This is a genomic window from Thermocrispum sp. (genome assembly GCF_002919275.1).
In the GTDB taxonomy this organism is placed as follows: Bacteria; Actinomycetota; Actinomycetes; order Mycobacteriales; family Pseudonocardiaceae; genus Thermocrispum; species Thermocrispum agreste.
The window spans coordinates 110,610-127,341 of sequence record NZ_PKFA01000055.1 but is presented as its reverse complement, the minus strand read 5'-3'; the positions used below and the strand labels follow the sequence as shown (position 1 = coordinate 127,341).

17 protein-coding genes are annotated in these 16,732 nt (G+C 70.1%); 9 read left to right on the top strand and 8 right to left on the bottom strand.

Annotated features, from left to right (window positions below):
- The 8 genes from CXP56_RS14010 to CXP56_RS13975 all read right to left on the bottom strand — a co-directional run.
- A partial coding sequence (locus CXP56_RS14010) for an amidohydrolase family protein (RefSeq protein WP_286901392.1) occupies positions 1 to 890 on the bottom strand: 890 nt, incomplete at its 3' end.
- Positions 887 to 1,315 carry an SRPBCC domain-containing protein gene (locus CXP56_RS14005; RefSeq protein WP_028848607.1) on the bottom strand — a complete coding sequence of 143 codons (429 nt, stop codon included), beginning with the start codon at positions 1,313 to 1,315 and terminating at the stop codon, positions 887 to 889. The genes CXP56_RS14005 and CXP56_RS14010, both read right to left, overlap by 4 nt.
- Positions 1,312 to 3,756, bottom strand: coding sequence for a xanthine dehydrogenase family protein molybdopterin-binding subunit (locus tag CXP56_RS14000; RefSeq protein ID WP_028848608.1), 2,445 nt, complete (start codon positions 3,754 to 3,756; stop codon positions 1,312 to 1,314). The genes CXP56_RS14005 and CXP56_RS14000 overlap by 4 nt, the downstream gene beginning before the upstream one ends.
- The gene (locus CXP56_RS13995) at positions 3,753 to 4,277 is read right to left on the bottom strand and encodes a (2Fe-2S)-binding protein (protein ID WP_038045486.1); all 525 of its coding nucleotides are present in this window, start codon (positions 4,275 to 4,277) and stop codon (positions 3,753 to 3,755) included. The genes CXP56_RS14000 and CXP56_RS13995 overlap by 4 nt, the downstream gene beginning before the upstream one ends.
- Positions 4,274 to 5,140 carry an FAD binding domain-containing protein gene (locus CXP56_RS13990; RefSeq protein WP_286901390.1) on the bottom strand — a complete coding sequence of 289 codons (867 nt, stop codon included), beginning with the start codon at positions 5,138 to 5,140 and terminating at the stop codon, positions 4,274 to 4,276. The genes CXP56_RS13995 and CXP56_RS13990 overlap by 4 nt, the downstream gene beginning before the upstream one ends.
- Before the next feature lie 12 nt (positions 5,141 to 5,152).
- A complete protein-coding gene (locus tag CXP56_RS13985; RefSeq protein ID WP_028848609.1) occupies positions 5,153 to 5,671 on the bottom strand; it encodes a flavin reductase family protein in 519 nt (172 codons plus the stop codon).
- Positions 5,672 to 5,694: 23 nt separating this feature from the next.
- Entirely contained in the window at positions 5,695 to 6,927 is a 1,233-nt protein-coding gene (locus CXP56_RS13980; RefSeq protein WP_028848610.1) for a styrene monooxygenase/indole monooxygenase family protein, read from the bottom strand.
- A gap of 3 nt (positions 6,928 to 6,930) precedes the next feature.
- Complete coding sequence (locus tag CXP56_RS13975) at positions 6,931 to 7,728, bottom strand: SDR family oxidoreductase (protein WP_286901389.1); 798 nt, start codon at positions 7,726 to 7,728, stop codon at positions 6,931 to 6,933.
- A gap of 173 nt (positions 7,729 to 7,901) precedes the next feature.
- Here CXP56_RS13975 and CXP56_RS13970 point away from each other — a divergent pair, with 173 nt between their 5' ends.
- The 9 genes from CXP56_RS13970 (at position 7,902) to CXP56_RS13930 (ending at position 16,653) form a co-directional block, all read left to right on the top strand.
- The gene (locus CXP56_RS13970) at positions 7,902 to 8,939 is read left to right on the top strand and encodes an AraC family transcriptional regulator (RefSeq protein ID WP_286901387.1); all 1,038 of its coding nucleotides are present in this window, start codon (positions 7,902 to 7,904) and stop codon (positions 8,937 to 8,939) included.
- 68 nt (positions 8,940 to 9,007) lie between these two features.
- Complete coding sequence (locus CXP56_RS13965) at positions 9,008 to 10,081, top strand: Ldh family oxidoreductase (protein ID WP_038045488.1); 1,074 nt, start codon at positions 9,008 to 9,010, stop codon at positions 10,079 to 10,081.
- Entirely contained in the window at positions 10,078 to 11,670 is a 1,593-nt protein-coding gene (locus CXP56_RS13960) for a phytoene desaturase family protein (protein WP_028848612.1), read from the top strand. Before CXP56_RS13965 ends, CXP56_RS13960 begins: the two co-directional genes overlap by 4 nt.
- A complete protein-coding gene (locus CXP56_RS13955; protein ID WP_028848613.1) occupies positions 11,667 to 12,404 on the top strand; it encodes an SDR family NAD(P)-dependent oxidoreductase in 738 nt (245 codons plus the stop codon). Before CXP56_RS13960 ends, CXP56_RS13955 begins: the two co-directional genes overlap by 4 nt.
- Positions 12,401 to 14,029 carry an FAD-dependent monooxygenase gene (locus CXP56_RS13950; RefSeq protein WP_286901385.1) on the top strand — a complete coding sequence of 543 codons (1,629 nt, stop codon included), beginning with the start codon at positions 12,401 to 12,403 and terminating at the stop codon, positions 14,027 to 14,029. Before CXP56_RS13955 ends, CXP56_RS13950 begins: the two co-directional genes overlap by 4 nt.
- Positions 14,026 to 14,760 carry a cupin domain-containing protein gene (locus CXP56_RS13945; protein ID WP_211227648.1) on the top strand — a complete coding sequence of 245 codons (735 nt, stop codon included), beginning with the start codon at positions 14,026 to 14,028 and terminating at the stop codon, positions 14,758 to 14,760. Before CXP56_RS13950 ends, CXP56_RS13945 begins: the two co-directional genes overlap by 4 nt.
- Complete coding sequence (locus CXP56_RS13940) at positions 14,757 to 15,296, top strand: cupin domain-containing protein (protein WP_084609336.1); 540 nt, start codon at positions 14,757 to 14,759, stop codon at positions 15,294 to 15,296. Before CXP56_RS13945 ends, CXP56_RS13940 begins: the two co-directional genes overlap by 4 nt.
- A 59-nt stretch (positions 15,297 to 15,355) precedes the next feature.
- Positions 15,356 to 15,763 (top strand): RidA family protein, encoded by a 408-nt coding sequence (locus tag CXP56_RS13935; protein ID WP_286901383.1) that lies wholly within the window; start codon positions 15,356 to 15,358, stop codon positions 15,761 to 15,763.
- A complete protein-coding gene (locus CXP56_RS13930; RefSeq protein WP_028848617.1) occupies positions 15,760 to 16,653 on the top strand; it encodes a fumarylacetoacetate hydrolase family protein in 894 nt (297 codons plus the stop codon). The genes CXP56_RS13935 and CXP56_RS13930 overlap by 4 nt, the downstream gene beginning before the upstream one ends.
- Positions 16,654 to 16,732 lie beyond the last annotated feature (79 nt).

Sequence of the window (16,732 nt, the reverse complement as noted above, 5' to 3'; positions counted from 1 at the left end):
GCGCCCAGGGCAGTCGCCGCGTTGCCGACGGCGACCTTCTCCACGAACTCCGGCCCGCGGTGGGCGACCTGCTCGCGCGGATCGTGCGTGCCCATGGCGAACGGCCAGTCGCTGCCCAGCACCATGCGGTTTTCGCCGAACACCGCGACGGCTTGATCCACCAGCCCGGGATCGTGGGCGAGGCAGTCGACGAACACTCGCCGCAAAGCGGTCAACGGTTCCTCGGTCAACGGGGCGAGGCCGGGCCGTCTGGTCTGCACCCCGTGCTGCCAGCGCCCGGCGACCGCGGGAACGCATCCGCCGCAGTGAACCAGCAGCACGCGCAGCCCGGGATACCGGCCGAGCACGTCCCCGAACACGAGCTGCCCGACGGCTACGGCCGTCTCGACCGGGTTGCCGAGCAGGTTGTGCAGGTAGAAATCGCCCAACCGGGGATCGGGGGAGAACCCGGGGTGCAGCAAGAGCAGACGCTCGTCCGCGCTCAGCAGCTCCCACAGCGGTTCGAAGCGGGCATCGGCCAACGACGCCGAGCCGCCCCCGGCCGAGCCGCACACCCCGGCGAATCCCGGCTGGTCCCGAACCCTCCGATACTCGGCGGCCGCACACTCCGGGTTCTCCAGCGGCAGATACGCCAGGGGACGCAGGCGCGGGCGGTCGGCGACGGCCCGAAGCAGACCGTCGTTGACCGCCCGCGCCCACTGGGCGGTGTCCGTCCTTCCCTGCTGGAAGAACGGTGGGGGGATGGACACGACGGCGGCGTCCAGGCCCGCCCGGTCGAGGTACTTCTCGGCTTCTTCCGGCCGGTACAACGCGGGCGGACCCGGACGCTCGCGGAGGGAGCCGGGGTCCAGGGCGGGAGCCAGATGGACGTGGAAATCGACCGCCGTCATGCGGCCACCGCTGCGGTCTCGCGCAGGACTTCGTCGATGGCGGCGGACACCAGGTCACGGACGACCCGCTGCCCGACGCTGGCGCCCGGACCGCGAACGGCCACCTCGGCGTGCCAGGACACCGAGGTACCCGAGTCGCGTTGGTCGAACTCCAGCTTCAACTGCACGTCGACCGCTGTGGGGCCGCGGCTGGCGTGCACCTTCAGCGCGGCGTCGGACTGCCCGGCGTGCTCGACGGCGATGACCACCGCGAAGGGCATCGGCACGAACGTCGCGCGCGGGGTGAAGATCGCCCGGATCCTGCCGGAGCTGTCCCGCCGGACGTCGTCGAGGCTCGGCACGCGCTCCAGCTGGTCCAGCTGGCCGTCCAGGGCCAGCAGCTTCGCCACATCCGCGGGCGAGGAGAACTGTCCGGTCAGCTTCATCGGATCACCTTCACCTTCTCGGCGTTCAGCCCGCGGAGCAGCCGCAGCACGCGCTCGGGCGGGTTGAACGAGTCGAGCACTGCCGCGCTGTCTCCGACGGCGTCCTGGATCGCGGCACTGATCGCCTGCAGCGGCGCACCACCACCTTCACCCATGCCCTTGGCGCCGATCGGGGTGAACGGCGACGGGCTGACCACGTTCGCGTAGCGGAAGCTGGGCAGGTCGAAGGCGGTCGCCGCGTGGTAGTCGTAGAAGTTGCCCGCGCGCAGCTGGCCGTTCTCGTCGTAGGCCATGTCCTCGAACAGCGCGGCCGAGATGCCGTGCGCGGTGGCGCCGTGCACCTGCCCCTCGATCACCATCGGATTGATCGGCGTGCCGCAGTCGTCGACCATTGCGTACCGCAGCAGCGTCGTCTGACCGGTTTCCTCGTCGATCTCGACCACGCACGCGTGGATCTGCGTCGCATAGGTCAGGGTCAGGTTGCCGTACTTGCGCTCCAGGTCCGGCAGGTCGAACGGGGCGCTGTAGACGGCGCGGCCGACCAAACCGACGTTCTCGGCAACTTCCCGGGGCAGCGAGGCCGGGGAGAAGTGCACGATGCCGGCGACGTCGGACAGCGGCAGCGCCTTCTCGGCGTCACCCACCACGCGTGCCTTGCCGTCGGCGAGCTCGATCTCCTCCGGCTTGACGCCCAGCACGGCCGCGGCGACCTGCTTGATCTCGGCGGCGAGCTTCCGCGTGGCGTTGAGCATCGCGCCGATGCCGGTCACCGCGAACTGCGACGCATACGAGCCGGACAGGCCCATCTGCGCCGACAACCCGGAGTCGCTTCCCCGCTGGACGTGCACGTCGTCGTAGGACACGCCCAGTTCGTCCGCGACGACCTGGGAGATCGTGGTCTCGTGGCCTTGACCGAAGGCCACCGCCCCCGTGGTCGCGTACACCGCGCCGTCGATGCCCAGGCGCACCAGCGCGGCTTCGCTGTTGCCGCCGAACGGCAGATGCGGATTGAGCAGCCTCGCCTGGCCGAAGTTGTTCGTGCCGGAGTCCAGCGTCGAGCCGATCCCGATGCCGATCCGTTTGCCGGTCCCGGCCGCGGCCCGCTGCAGCTGCCGCGCTTCCTCGTAGTCGATCAGCTCCAGTGCCTTGCGCAACGACTCCGGCAGGTTGCCCGAGTCGTACACGCAGCCGTTGACCGTCGTGTACGGGTACTGGTCGGGCTGGATGTAGTTCTTCATCCGGAACTCGACCGGATCGAAGCCGAGCTTGTGCGCGGCGATGTCCATCATCCGCTCGACCAGCCACAGATGCTGTGTCCGCGAGTACCCGCGGTTCGGGTGCGTCGGGCACTTGTTGGTGTAGACGGAGCGGTAGTGCACCCGCAGGTGCTTCAGCTGGTAGCAGGCATTCGCCACCTGCGTCCAGATCACTGCGCCCAACGGCTCGTAGCGGGTGTAGGCGCCGACGTCGTCCAGCGCCTCGTAGCTGAGGCCGAGCACGGTCCCGTCCGACTGCAGCGCCATCTTGACGTTGCGGAACCACCGCTCGTTGCCGTGCCCGCCCATCTGGTGCGACTCGGTGCGGGTCTCGGTCCAGCGGATCGGACGGCCCAGCTTGCGGGCCAGCAACGCGGCCGCGGTCGCCGGGATGTGCGTGTTCAGCTTGATCCCGAACGAGCCGCCGATGTCCTTGCTCAGCACCCGCAGTTTGTTCGTCGGATGCCGCAAGGCGCCCGCCAGATTCAGCGTCGCCAGCTGCGGGGTGGCGAAGCCGCCGGTGAACGTGAACGTGTCGGTGCCCGCGTCGTACTCCGCGGTGATCGCGGTGCACTCCAGCGGCGTGGAGGAGAACCGGTGGAAGTGCAGCTCGTCGACCTCGATCACGTGGTCGGCGTTCTCCAGCGCGAAGTCGATGTCACCCCAGTCGAACGTCGACTCGAACGCGACGTTGCAGCCGACCTGGTCGTGCACCAGCGGCGCGTCCGGCTCCACCGCCTTGCGCGTGTCGACGACATGGGGAAGCGGTTCGTAGTCGACGACCACCGCGGCCGCGGCGTCGCGGGCAGCTTCGCGTGAGGTGGCGGCAACCGCGACGACCGGTTCGCCGGAGAAGCGCACCTTGCCGCCCGCCGCCAGGCACCGGTCGACCTCGGCATCTCCCGGCGGGCCCTGCAATTCCGCATACGGATCGGTCAGCTCGGCGACCTCGTCGGGGAGCAGGCAGCCCAGATAGCCGTCGACCTTCTCGGCGGCGGACACGTCGATGTCGACGATGCGCGCGTGCGCGTAAGGCGAGCGCACGAACGCCATGTAGGCGAGGTTGGCCACCGGGGTGTCGTCGCCGAACTCGCCCTGCGCCTTGAGCAGCCGCGCGTCTTCCTTGCGCGGCATCGCCTTGCCGGTGAACCGGCGGGTGTCGGGACGGGTCTGCTCTATGGTCATCGAACCTCCGCCTCCCGGGGTTCGCTGCCATGCGGCGGCGGCACCTCCTGGCCCGCCGCGGCGCGGATGGCTTTGACGATGTTGTGGTAGCCGGTGCAGCGGCAGACGTGGCCCTTGAGCGCGCGCCGCACCGAGTGTTCGGTGATCTCTTCGCCGGAGGCCAGCAGGTCGGCGGCGGTCATCAGCATGCCGGAGGTGCAGTAGCCGCACTGCAGCGCGTGATGGTCCGCGAAGCACTGCTGCAACCTGCTGAGCGTGCCGTCCTCCTCGGCCAGCGAGGCGGCGGTCTCGATCTCGTCGCCGTCGACCTGGACGGCCAGCACCATGCACGACTTCACCAGCGTGCCGTTCCAGCGCACCGTGCACGCACCGCAGTTGCCGGTGTCGCAGCCGATCTTGGGGCCGCGCTTGTCCAGTGCGTCGCGCAGCCAGTGCACCAGCAGAGTGCGATCGGAAACCACACCGGTTTCGCGCCTGCCGTCGACGGTGACCGTGATCTCGCGTGTGTCGTTCGTCGTCATTGCACGCTCCTCTCCACCGCCGCCCGGATCGCCCGGCGCAGCTGGACTTCGGCCATTTCCCGGCGGTAGGCCGCCGAGCAGTGCACGTCGTCGGCTGTCTGCACGTCGACGTCCCGCAGCGCGTCGGCCGCCTCCGCCAGATCCGGCGTGGCTCGCTGGCCGATCAGGCGCCGTTCCACTTCGGGCAGGCGCAGTGGCGACCCGTACACCGCGCCGAGCACCGCTCGGGCGTCGGCGACGACACCGTCGGCCACGTCGAGGCGGACCACCGCACGGGCGATCGCCCACGAGTCGGCGCCGACCTGCAGGTGTTCGTGCGCCACGCCGGAGCCCTGCGGCATGGGCGGGATCTCGATCGTGGTGAGCAGCTCGCCGCGGCCGACGGCGGTGGCCAGCGTGCCGCGGAAGAACTCGCTCGCCGGCAGCCGGCGCTCGCCGTCACGGCCCAGCACGCGGAACCGGGCGTCGAGCGCCACCATCAGCGGCGGGTAGTTGCTGGTCGGGTCGTTGAGGCAGCAGTTGCCGCCGATGGTTCCCCGGTTGCGGACCTGCCGGTCGACCAGGCCGGCCGCCATCTCGGCCACCGCGGGGTGGCTGCGCCGAACCTCCGGCGATCTGGCCAACTCGGCGTAGGTGGTGGCCGCGCCCACGACCAGGGTGCCGTCGGCGTCGTGCTCGATCCCCCGCAGCGCGTCGATGCGGTGGACGTCCACCAGCGCATCCGGGTGCGCCAGGTCGAGCTTGAGCATGTTCATCAGCGTCTGGCCGCCGGCGAGCACGACGCTGCCGTCCACGTCGGACAGCATGGCGACGGCGTCCTCGGGGGTTTCCGGGCGGAGATAACGCAGTGGTGGCAGCAGCATGTCGGACCGCCTTCACACGTCGGGATGGGGAGTGGCCACGTGGTAGGCGCCGGCGTGGAACACCAGCGGTTCGCCGTCGGAGGTGTCGAACCGCTCCACATGGCCGAGGCAGATCACGTGGTCGCCGGCGTCGACCCAGCGGACCGTCCGGCACTCGAACCGGGCCAGCGCACCCTCGATCAACGGCGCGCCACCCAGCCCCTCGGTGGTGGTCACCCCGGCGAACTTGTCCGGCGCCGGGGTGGCGAACTGTCTCGACAGGTGGTGCTGGTCGGCGGCCAGGACGTTGACCGCGAAGTGCGTCGACTGTCTGAGTGCGGGCAGGCTGGGCGCGCTCTTGGCCGGGCACCACGCCACCAGCGGCGGATCCAGCGACACCGAGGTGAACGAGTTCGCGGTGACGCCGATGCGGCGCCCCTCCGGCGCCCGCGCAGTGATCACGGTGACGCCGGTGGCGTAGCGGCCCAGTGCCTTCCGCAGCTCGCGGGAGTCGAATGCGGTCACGGGCTGCTTGGGCAACGTGCTCGTCATGGTCACTCCGAAGGGGAACAGGGTCAGGCCGCAGCGCCGGTGACGGCGTCCAGGTAGGCCTTGGCCTTGTCCGGGTCCATGAACCAGTGGAAGAAGTCGCGCGGGTCGTCGAAGCCGTTGACGAACCGGCGGGCGATCTGCGGGTACTTGCCCGCCGCGCCGAGCAGCTCCAGCACGTGCTGCGGCGGGTCGCCCAGCAGGGCGTTGGTCCAGGTCGCCACGTAGTAGGCGTAGTCGTAGTACCGCTCGAAGGCGGTCTGCATGAACTCCCGGTCGAACGGCCGGTCACCGTGCTCGAGGATGCTGGCCAGATACGACGCCGCGCACTTGCTGGCGTTGTTCGAGCCCTGGCCGGTGATCGGGTCGTTGAGCACCACGACGTCGGCCATGCCGAGCACCAGCGCCCCGGACGGCAGCTCGACGACCGGCTTACGGATGGTCGGCGGGAACCGGCCGGCCAGGATGCCGTTGTCGTCGGTCAGCTCGACGTTGCGGCACCGCTCCGCCTCCCACGGCAGGAACTCGTTGAGGATCCACAGCGACTTCTCCAGGTGCTGTTCCGGCGTGGTGACGTCGTGCCAGCAGTCCATCGGCCCGCCGAGCCTGCCCTCGAACACCATGATTTCGCACGGGCCGGTGGTGGTCAGCGACGGGAACACGAAGTACTCCCCGACACCGGGGATCATGTTGAACGACACCGCCGAGAACGGTTTGCGCGGCTCCATTCCCTTGACGTAGGTGAGCGCCAGCGCCCGCTGCGGCTTGTCGAACGTGGAGCGCTTGGCGTCCCGCTCGAACAGCTTGGCGATCTCTCCCTTGCCCGCGGCGACGATCACCAGGTCGGACTCGCGCGCGTAGGACTCCAGGTGTTCCACGCCGGCGTCGACGATGTCCACCTTGCCGCCGCGCAGCTCCACCTCTTTCATCCAGCGCGGGAACTTGATCCGCTGATCGACCGCCTGAGCGGGCAGGTCGAGCCGGGACGCCCACGAGATGGCCTTGCCGCCCTTGCCGTCCGGCACGGTGAACCCGATGCCTTCCACCGGCGGGCACTCGTCGTCCCAGAAGTTCAATCCGTACTGGCGTTCGCGGGCCAGCGCGGCGCCGAACATGCACTGGCTGGACATGACCTTGCCGTGGTAGATCTCCTCCGGCGTCCGGTTGGACACCACGGTCACCTCGTAGCCGTGGTGCAGCAGGCCGAGTGCCAGCTGCAGGCCGGACTGGCCCGCTCCGACGATGGTGATCTTGCGCATGGCTTACCTTTCCGGGTCGGACAGCTGAGGGATGGCGGGGACGGCCTGCTCCGGGCCCATCGCCGAGTAGCCACCGTCGACGGCCCAGTCGGCCCCGGTGACGAACGAGGCGGCGTCCGAGCAGAGGAAGGCCACGACCTCGGCGACCTCTTCCGGGTCACCGACGCGGCCGAGGACGTGGAACGGCGCGGCCACCCGGTCGGTCTTGGCCCGGTCGCCGCCGGTGAGCGTGTCCATCACCTTCGACCAGGTCCACCCGGGGCTGACCGAGTTGACCCGGATGCGGTCCGGCGCCAGGTCGAGCGCCATGTTCCTGGTCAGCTGCACCAGCGCGGCCTTGCTCACCGGATACAGCCAGCGTCCGGTCTGCGCGACCTTGGCCGAGATGGACGTGAAGTTCACGATCGCGCCGCCGCCTGCCGCGACCATGTGCGGGCGAACCGCTTTGGCGAACATGGCCGCGCTGATCACGTTGACGTCCAGCGCCTCGGCCCATTGCTGACGAGTGGAGTCCGCGCCGTCGTCGACGTAGGAACAGGCCAGGTTCACCAGGATGTCGATGCCGCCGAAGCGGTCGACGGTTTCGGTCACGCACCGGGCGATCGCGTCGTCGTCGGTGATGTCCGTGGGGATGGCCAGCACGTCCGGGCCGCACTCGGTGGCGACCGCTTTCGCGCCTGCCTCGTCGATGTCGGCGATCGCCACCCGGGCGCCTTCGCGGTGCAGTGTGCGCACCACGGCCTGCCCGATGAGCGTGGCACCGCCGGTGACCACGGCCCTCTTGCCGGAGAGTCGTCCCATCGCACCTCCCGGGGTCTCGGGTTGGTGCGAGACGGTACGGCCGGGCGGTGCCACTCACTATCCGTGAGACGAACCGACTGTGCGGAATACGAAGCAATATCGCTGCTGGTCTCGCGTATGCAACGTGATCTGCAGCATAGTGAGCACGCGACGGCGAGGATGGAGGTGAGCACATGGCCGAAGACCGGGAAGGTGACGAACCCCGATCAGCCGCGGCGCCGCTGGCGCAGGGTGACCGTATCCGCACTCGGGACGTCGACGAGGCGCGCGAGCAGGTGGCCCGCGCCTTCTGCGCGCACCAGCTCCTGCCGCTGAACGGCCACCGCTCCCTCGACGTGCGATTCCACTCGGTGCGGCTGGGCCAGGTGGGCCTGCACTATCTCGACTACGGTGCGGAAGTCCGCATCGCGCCGAAGCAGCTGGAGGACTTCTTCCTGATCCAGATGCCGTTGGACGGCTGTGCGGAGATCACCTGTGGCAACGACTCGGTGATCTCCGACCGCGCGGTGGCTTCGGTGCCCGACCCCGACCGTGAGCTGGTGATGCGCTGGGGCGAGGGGAATCCGCAGCTCATCCTGTGGATCGACCGGCAGGCGCTGGAGACCCACCTGAGCAAGATGCTCGGCCAACCGCTCACCCGGCCGCTGCGGTTCGACCTCGGCATGGACATGACCCAGCAGGCGGTGCGGTCCTGGCGCCGGGTCGTCGAGCTGCTGCGGCACGAGGTGAACACCGGCGGGGCGCTGCCGTCCGAGCCGTTGGCGATGACCGAGCTGCAGCGGCTGCTGTTCAGCCAGCTGCTGCTGGCGCAGCCCAACAACTACAGTGCCGCGCTGCACCGGGAGCCGACCACCAGCGCACCGAAGGTCATCCGGCGGGCCGCCGAGCTGATCGAGGAACACGCCGCCGAGCCGCTGACCGTCGAGGACATCGCCGAGGCGGTCGGCCTCAGCGTGCGTGCGCTGCAGGAAGGGTTCCGGCGGTTCCTCGACACCACGCCGATGAACTACTTGCGCGAGGTGCGCCTGCGGCGGGTGCGCGCCGAGCTGGAGGTGTCCGACCCGACACAGACCAACGTCACCGAAGTGGCCATGCGGTGGGGGTTCCTGCACGCGGGCCGGTTCTCGGTGCAGTACCGCAAGCGGTTCGGCGAGACGCCGTCCACCACGCTGCGCGGATCACCCCGGATAGTCGGCTCGCGGAACGGATAGTTCCGCGAAGATCCCGCTCCTACGGTGGCTGACCACACACAGGCAGTGATCGAGGAGCGGGAGAGCCGGTGACCGAACAGCAGACGGTTCCGGTCGGCGAGCTGATCGAGTCGATCCGCCGGATCTTCGTGGCCGCCGGCCTGAGCGAGCGTGCCGCGCGCACGGTCGCCGAGGCGCTGGTGGACGCCGACTGCCGCGGCATCCCCTCGCACGGCGCGATGCTCGTCCCGATGTACGTCGAGCGCCTGCGCAAAGGCTCGGTGAGCATGGCGGAGCAAGCGGAGGTGATCTCCGACTTCGGCGCCGTCGCCACGCTGGACGGCAAGCACGCGCTCGGCCAGCTGACCGGTGACCAGGCGATGCGACTGGCGGTGGACAAGGCGCGCCGGTTCGGCGTCGGTGCCGTCGCCGTACGGCACGCGTTCCACTTCGGCGGCGCGTTCCGCTACGTGCTCGCGGCCGCCGACCAGGGGTGCATCGGCCTGGCCGCGGCCAACACCCGCCCGATGATGCCCGCCCCCGGCGGCGCCGAACCGGTGGTCGGCAACAATCCGCTCGCGCTTGCCGTCCCGGTCCCGGGCCGGCCGCCGATCGTGCTGGACATGGCGTTGTCCGAGGTGGCGCTGGGCAAGATCCGCCTCGCGGCGTCCGAAGGCAGGCCGATCCCCGACACCTGGGCCACCGACGCCGAAGGGAGACCCACCACGGACCCCGCCGCCGCGGTGGCGGGCATGCTGCTGCCGATCGGCGGCCCCAAGGGGTACGGCCTCGCCGTCTTCGTCGACGTTCTGACCGGGGTGCTCTCCGGTGGGGCCTTCGGCGCCGGGGTGGCCGGTCTGTATGCCGACACGAGCGTGCCGAACGACTGCGCACATTTCTTTCTCGCGCTCGACCCGACCGCGTTCGGCGACCCCGGGGAGTTCGCCGAGCGAATGTGCCGCTTCGCCGACGCCATCGCCGCCTCGTCGGCCGCACCCGGCGTCGAGCGTGTCTTTCTGCCCGGTGAGCCGGAAGCGCTGCGATACCAGCGGGCGCGCACCGAGGGCGTTCGCCTGGAGCCTGCGGTGCGCAAGCAGCTCACCGACGTCGCCCGTGACCTGGGGGTCGACATCGAACTGACTCCCGCAGGAGGTGTCCGGTGAGCACCGAAGTGGACGCGATCGTCATCGGTTCCGGCATCAACGGCCTGGTCGCCACGGCCGAGCTGGCGAAGGCCGGATGGTCGGTGACGCTGGTGGAGCGCAACGACGAGCTGGGCGGATTCATCGCGACCGAGGAACGCACTCTGCCCGGCTACCGCCACGACACGTACTCGTCGTGGCACCCGTTGTTCGTCTCCGGCGCCGCTTACGCGGTGCTGGGTGACGATCTGCACCGCCACGGGTTGGAGTACCGCAACACCGACGGCTGGGTGACCGCGAGCGTCGCCGACGACGGTCGGGTGACCATGGCGCACCGCGACCCGAAGACCACCGCGGAGCGGTTCACCCACGACCGCGACCGGGACACCTACCTGGCCAAGCTCGATGCCTTCGGCGCGATCGCCGAGCAGTTCGGCACGGTGATGAGCACCGAGCTGCACTCGCCGGCGACGCTGCGCACCGGGTGGAAGCTGCTGCGCGCCGTGGGCCGGTCCCGTGCCGGTGAGCTGCTGCGCGACGCGGTGACCAGCGGGCGCTCGTACTGCCGGCGCGAGTTCGCCGGTCCCGAGGTGGATCACCTGTGGTCGCCGTGGCTGCTGCACGCGGGCTTGTCGCCCGATCACGCTTCGGGCGGCCTGATGATCCCGGTCTTCGCCGCCACCATGCACGGTTTCGGACTGCCCGTGGTGGCCGGTGGCGCCGCCCGCTTCGTCGAGGCGTTCCGCACGCTGTTCGACGAGCTCGGCGTGACCGTCCGGACCGGAACCGAGGTCCAGCGGATCCTGCTGGAGCGAGGTCGTGCGGTGGGGGTGGTTGCGGGCAACGAGGTCGTGCGCGCGCGCAGGGCGGTGCTGGCTTCCTGTTCGCCGGCCGCGTTGATGCGCGATCTGCTCCCGGCCGGGGCGGTCGAGACACGGCTCGCCGACGAGGCCGAGCGGTACCGCTACGGGCGCGGCGCGATGCAGATCCACGTCGCCCTCTCCGCGCCGTTGTCCTGGCGCGAGGAGGAACTCGGCGAAGTCCCGTTGATCCACATCTCGGACGGTTCGGCAAGCACCGGGATCGCCTGCGCCCAGGCGGAGGCGGGACTGCTGCCTGCGAAGCCGACCGTGGTGGTCGGCCAGCAGTACGTGCTGGATCGCACGCGGGTTCCCGAGGGCGCCGCGGCGCTGTGGCTGCAGCTGCAGGAGGTGCCGTTCGCCCCGGCCGGTGATGCGGCGGGCGAGGTGGATGTCGGCCGCGGGTGGAGCAAGGAGCTGGCTGACGCGTTCGCGCAGCGCGTGCTCGACCGGGTCGCCGCGCACGCGCCCGACCTGAAGCAGAAGGTCCGCGCGATCGACGTGGTGACGCCCGCCGACCTGGCCGCCTACAACGTCAACGCCGTGCACGGTGATCCCTACGGCGGGTCGGCCGAGCTGGACCAGAACTTCCTGTGGCGCCCGACGCCCGCCGGGGGCAGGCACGCCGTGCTGCCCGGCCTGTGGCACATCGGCGCGGCCACGCATCCCGGGCCCGGCCTCGGCGGCGGCTCCGGCCACCTGGTCGCACAACGCCTGATCAATCGCCGTCTTCGCAGGAGACAACCATGAAATCGACCTTCGACGCGCACGGCGAGGTGCTCGTCGTGACCGGCGGCGCCAACGGCATCGGCGAGGCCACGGCGCGGGCCTTCGCCGAGCGCGGTGGCACGGCGGTGGTCTTCGACGTCGCGCGCTCCGACCGGCTCGACCAGTTCGACCGCATCGAGCAGGTCCGGGTGGACGTTTCCGACCGCGATGCGGTCGTCGACGCGGTGGACGCCGTGCTGCACCGCCACGGCCGGATCGACGCCCTGGTGGCCGGGGCGGCGATCCAGCCGCGCTGCGACGTGGTCGGCCTGGACCCGCACACCTGGCGGGAAACGCTGGCGGTGAACCTGGACGGGGTGGTGTGGTGCTGCCAAGCCGTACTGCCCGGCATGATCGCCCGCCGGTCCGGGGCGATCGTGGTGTTCTCCTCCGGCCTGGCCAACGCCGGCCACGCCAGGGCGGCGGCGTATGCGGCGAGCAAAGGAGCGCTGATCCCGTTCGCCAAGTCGCTGGCCGCCGAGGTCGCCGACTACGGCGTACGGGTCAACACGATCTTCCCCGGGGTGATCGACACCCCGCAGTTCCGCGCCGCGAATCCGCCCGGTGGCCAGCGCGAGCACTGGGAGGCCACCACCGGGATCGGCAAGCCGGAGGACGTCGTGGGGCCGCTGCTGTTCCTGCTGTCCGACGCCGCCACCATGACCGGCTCCGTGCTGACCCGCGAGCGCGCCTTCAGCCAGGAGGCAGTGGCATGACGCAAGGGACCCATCCGACGAGCAGCGAGGACGTGTTGCCGGTCGCCGTGGTCGGCGGCGGGCCGGTCGGGTTGATCACCGCGCTGGGCCTGGTCCACTACGGCGTCCCGGTGACGGTGTTCGAGGAAGACGAGCAGCTGTCGCTGGACACCAAGGCCGGGACGATCCTCACCAGGACCTTGGAGGTCTTGCACCGCTACGGCGCCGTCGACGCGGTGCTGCGGGCTTCGCTGCGCATCGACGAGATCGGCGATCTGGACCGCGCGACCAACCAGTCCAGGGAGAGCGTGCGCACCGGGACGTTGTCCGACGACACCCGCTTCCCGTTCGTCATCAACATCCCGCAGCACCACCTGGAGCCGGTGCTGCGGGACCGGCTGGACATGCTCGCGCCCGGCGTGCTGCGCATGCGGCACCGGGTGACCGACTTCGTGCAGCACGACGACCACGTCGAACTGCTGCTGGACACACCGGACGGCGAACAGCGGGTGAAGGCCCGGTACCTGCTGGCCTGTGACGGCGGACGGTCGCAGACCAGGGAAAAGCTCGGCATCACGGTCGAGGGCCGGACGCTGGAGCAGCGCTACATGCTGGTCGACCTGGAAGTCGACCTGGACGTGACGAACCCGCGCGACTACCCGTACCTGGCGTACTTCGGCGATCCGTCCGAGTGGATGATCCTGGTGCGCCAGCCGCACTGCTGGCGGTTCCTGTACCCGCTCGACCCGGGCCGCCCGGAGCCGGACGAGGCCGAGCTGGCCGCGAAGGCGAAGCGGTTCATCGGCGACGTGACCGGGCTGCGCGTGCTGGGCACCAACGTCTACACGGTCCATCACCGGGTCGCCGATCGCTGGCGGGTGGGCCGCATCTTCCTGATGGGCGACGCCGCCCACCTCATCACGCCGATGTGGGCGCTGGGGTTGAACACCGGGGTGCTGGACGCCTCCAACCTGCCCTGGCGGCTCGCCTGGGTGTTGCGCGGCTGGGCCGACGAGTCCTTGCTGGACGGCTACGAACGCGAGCAAGCGCCGGTCGCCATCCGCGGCGCAGGGGAAATGGCCGAAGCCGCCCGCGCCTACATGGACCGGCGGGACGACGGCATGGCGGCCATGGCCGGTGGCGGCTGGGGCGTCGCAGTCACCCGCTCGCTGCTCGGCGTCCGGCTCGACATCGACGGCTCCGGTGACTGGTCGATGATCGTCCACGGCGACTCGCCGCGGCCGGTCCGCGCTGGAGATCGCATCCCCGACGTGCGGGTTTTCGGCCCCGATGGCGAGGTCTACCTGCACGACCTGTGTGCGGACGCGTTCGTGGCGCTGTACTTCACCGACGCACGGCGCAGGCCGCGGCTGCCGGAGGGCGCCGAGCCAGGACTGCGCCGCTACGTGATCAGCCGCTGGGACGCCCCGCTGAACTCCGGGCTGCGCGACATCGCGCTGTTCGACCCGGGTGAGCGGGCCACCCGCCGCATCGGTGTCCCGCCGGACACCGCCGTGCTGGTGCGCCCGGACGGCCACGTCGCCGCCATCGCCGCGTTCGACCCGGCCGATCCGCAGCAGGATCCCGTCGCCGACGCCTACGCACGTATCACCGGACGCCGCACCAGGGAAGGAGCGCTGGCATGACAGCCGGAACCACCGTGCAAGCCCCCGACGGCACACAGGTCGTGCTGGGCGAGATCGGGCAGAAGATGCTGTTGGAGAACGACCGGGTGCGGCTGTGGGAGGTCGCGCTGGCGCCGGGCGAGACGCAGCCGTGGCACCTGCACCACAACCCGTACCTGGTGGTCAACATCCAGGCGTCGCCGTGCCGGATGGACTGGCTGGACGGCGCCCCGCCCCGCTACGTCAGCGAGTACGTCGGCGGCATCGTCTACCAGAACGTCTCGCCGATCCACATGCTCACCAACATCGGCACCACGTTCTACCGGAACCGGCTGGTCGAGTTGCGCGACCTCGGTGAGCATGCGGTCGGCGACGTCCGGCCCAAGCTGGTGCCGAATCCCGAGCGGCCCGGGCCGGAGACCATCACCACCCCGGACGGCAGGCAGACCGAGACCGGGCCGGTGGGGCACCACGTGGTGTTCGAGGCCGACATGGTGCGGGTCTGGGAGATCGTGCTCGATCCCGGCGCCACGCTGACCTGGCACCGGCACATCAACCCGTACGTCGTGGTGACCCTGGAGGGCTCGGACATCCGCGTCGATCGCCTCACCGAGCAGGGCACCAGCCGGACCGAGGAAGACGGCGCGGTGAGCTACCACGAGCCCGGGGACGTGCAAGCGCTGGTCAACACCGGCAACCGGCGCTACCGCAGCCGCCTGATCGAACTGAAGTACTTGGGGGAGAACCGATGACCACGTCGACCGGACAGGTCGTGCCCCGGCCGCCGCGGCCGGAAGGCGTCAGCGAGGAGGAGTGGGCGAACAACGTCTCCGACCTCGCCAGGTATTCCGGCGAGGCGCCGGACCGGTCCCGTGAGCACACCGAGACCGGGCCGGACGGCGAGCAGTGGGGCCGCTTCCGCGAGATCCTGCTGCAGACCCAGGACCTGGACTGGGTGGAGAAGACGCTGGCCGGGTTGTCCCAGAAGATGCTGTGGCGCAACGACGAGACCGGTGCCTCGATCGCGCTGGTGCGGTTCGAGAAGGGCGCGGGCATTCCCTCCCGGCACGCGCACGCCTCGAACCAGTTCATGTTCTGTCTGTCCGGCCGCTACACGTATCTGCCGACCAAGATCACCCTCACCCCCGGCTCGTTCTACTGGAACCCCAAGGGCAGCCTGCACGGGCCGACCAGGGCCGAGGAGGAGTCGATCCTGCTGGAGATCTACGACGGCCCGCATTACCCGACCCAGCCCGACTGGTACGCCAGCCCCGACGACGCCCGGTAGGCCGGTATCTGGCCGCAGGCCCGCTCAGCAACGTCAGCACCTGCCGATAGGAGAGCGATTTGTTCAAGCAGGAAGTCGTTTCACCGGAACTCGCCCAGCCCAACGGCCACTTCGCCCAGGCGATCACGGTCCCCGCGGGACGGCTGGTGTTCATCTCCGGGATGACCGCGCGCAACGCCGCCGGGGGAGTGACCGGCGTCGGTGACATCACCGCGCAGACGCATCAGGTCTGTCAGAACCTGGACGCGGCGGTCCGGGCCGCCGGGGGGACGCTGGACGACATCGTGCGGGTGGACGTCTACGTGCGGAACATGGAGGACTTCGCGGCCATCCACGAGGTGCGCAAGCAGTACTTCAAGGGCGTCCCGCCGGCGTCGACGATGGTCGAGGTGTCCAAGTTCGTGAACAAGGACTACCTGATCGAGATGAACGCGATCGCCGTGCTGCCGGAAGAGGGGTCGCGGTGAAGCTGGCAACGGTCGTGGTGGCCGGCCGGCCGCGGCTGGGTGTCGTGGAGGACGACGCCACGATCGCGGTGCTGCCGAGTGACCGGACGCTGGACGACGTGGTGCGTGGCGGACCCGAGGCCATGGAGTCGGTCCGGCGTGAGCTCGGCAGTGCGGAACGCCGCGCGCTCGATGACGTCCGGCTGGGCGCTCCGCTGCACAGGTTCAACCGCGACATCCTGTGCACCGGCTGGAACTACTGGGATCACTTCGAGGAATCGAAGGGAAGGCGGGACGGGCAGGACCCGGCCGAGCGGCCGAAACACCCGACCTTCTTCACCAAAGGACCGGACACGGTCATCGGCCCTGGCGACGACATCGCCTACGACGCGGCGGTGTCGGCGAAGTGGGACTACGAGGCCGAAGTGGCGCTGGTGATCGGCAGGACCGGGCGGTCCATCCCGGAGGAGAAGGCCTGGGAGCACGTGTTCGGCCTGTGCGTGGCCAACGACGTCTCGCAGCGCGATCTGCAACGCAGGCACGGCGGCCAGTGGTTGAAGGGCAAGAGCCTGGACGGCACGATGCCGCTCGGGCCGTGGATCACCACCGTCGACGAGGTCGCCGACCCGTATGACCTGACGGTCCGCTGCACGGTGAACGGGGAGGTGCTGCAGGAGGCGTCCACGCGGCAGGTGGCGTTCTCGTTCGAGCGGATCATCGCCGAGCTGAGCTGGGGGATGACGCTGCACGCCGGGGACGTGATCCTCACCGGGACACCACCCGGCGTGGGCAATGCGCGCACCCCTCAGGTGTTCCTGAAGCCGGGCGACGACATCGTCACCGAGGTCAGCGGACTCGGTGTGCTCAGGAACCGGGTGGTCGAGCGGGATCTCAGCAGCTACCAGGGCTGACACCGCTTCGGCTGCGAGGCCGACGGCAGTACGCGGCCGGATGCCGTCGTCTCCGGAGAGCCGGCTCGGCCGGAGCCGT

Coding starts and splice junctions, on each gene's coding strand:
- CXP56_RS13985 (WP_028848609.1), bottom strand. CDS start 5,671: ATGACGAGCACGTTGCCCAAGCAGCCCGTGACCGCATTCGACTCCCGC.
- CXP56_RS14000 (WP_028848608.1), bottom strand. CDS start 3,756: ATGACCATAGAGCAGACCCGTCCCGACACCCGCCGGTTCACCGGCAAG.
- CXP56_RS13995 (WP_038045486.1), bottom strand. CDS start 4,277: ATGACGACGAACGACACACGCGAGATCACGGTCACCGTCGACGGCAGG.
- CXP56_RS13980 (WP_028848610.1), bottom strand. CDS start 6,927: ATGCGCAAGATCACCATCGTCGGAGCGGGCCAGTCCGGCCTGCAGCTG.
- CXP56_RS13940 (WP_084609336.1), top strand. CDS start 14,757: ATGACCACGTCGACCGGACAGGTCGTGCCCCGGCCGCCGCGGCCGGAA.
- CXP56_RS13975 (WP_286901389.1), bottom strand. CDS start 7,728: ATGGGACGACTCTCCGGCAAGAGGGCCGTGGTCACCGGCGGTGCCACG.
- CXP56_RS13955 (WP_028848613.1), top strand. CDS start 11,667: ATGAAATCGACCTTCGACGCGCACGGCGAGGTGCTCGTCGTGACCGGC.
- CXP56_RS13990 (WP_286901390.1), bottom strand. CDS start 5,140: ATGCTGCTGCCACCACTGCGTTATCTCCGCCCGGAAACCCCCGAGGAC.
- CXP56_RS14005 (WP_028848607.1), bottom strand. CDS start 1,315: ATGAAGCTGACCGGACAGTTCTCCTCGCCCGCGGATGTGGCGAAGCTG.
- CXP56_RS13970 (WP_286901387.1), top strand. CDS start 7,902: ATGGCCGAAGACCGGGAAGGTGACGAACCCCGATCAGCCGCGGCGCCG.
- CXP56_RS13945 (WP_211227648.1), top strand. CDS start 14,026: ATGACAGCCGGAACCACCGTGCAAGCCCCCGACGGCACACAGGTCGTG.
- CXP56_RS13950 (WP_286901385.1), top strand. CDS start 12,401: ATGACGCAAGGGACCCATCCGACGAGCAGCGAGGACGTGTTGCCGGTC.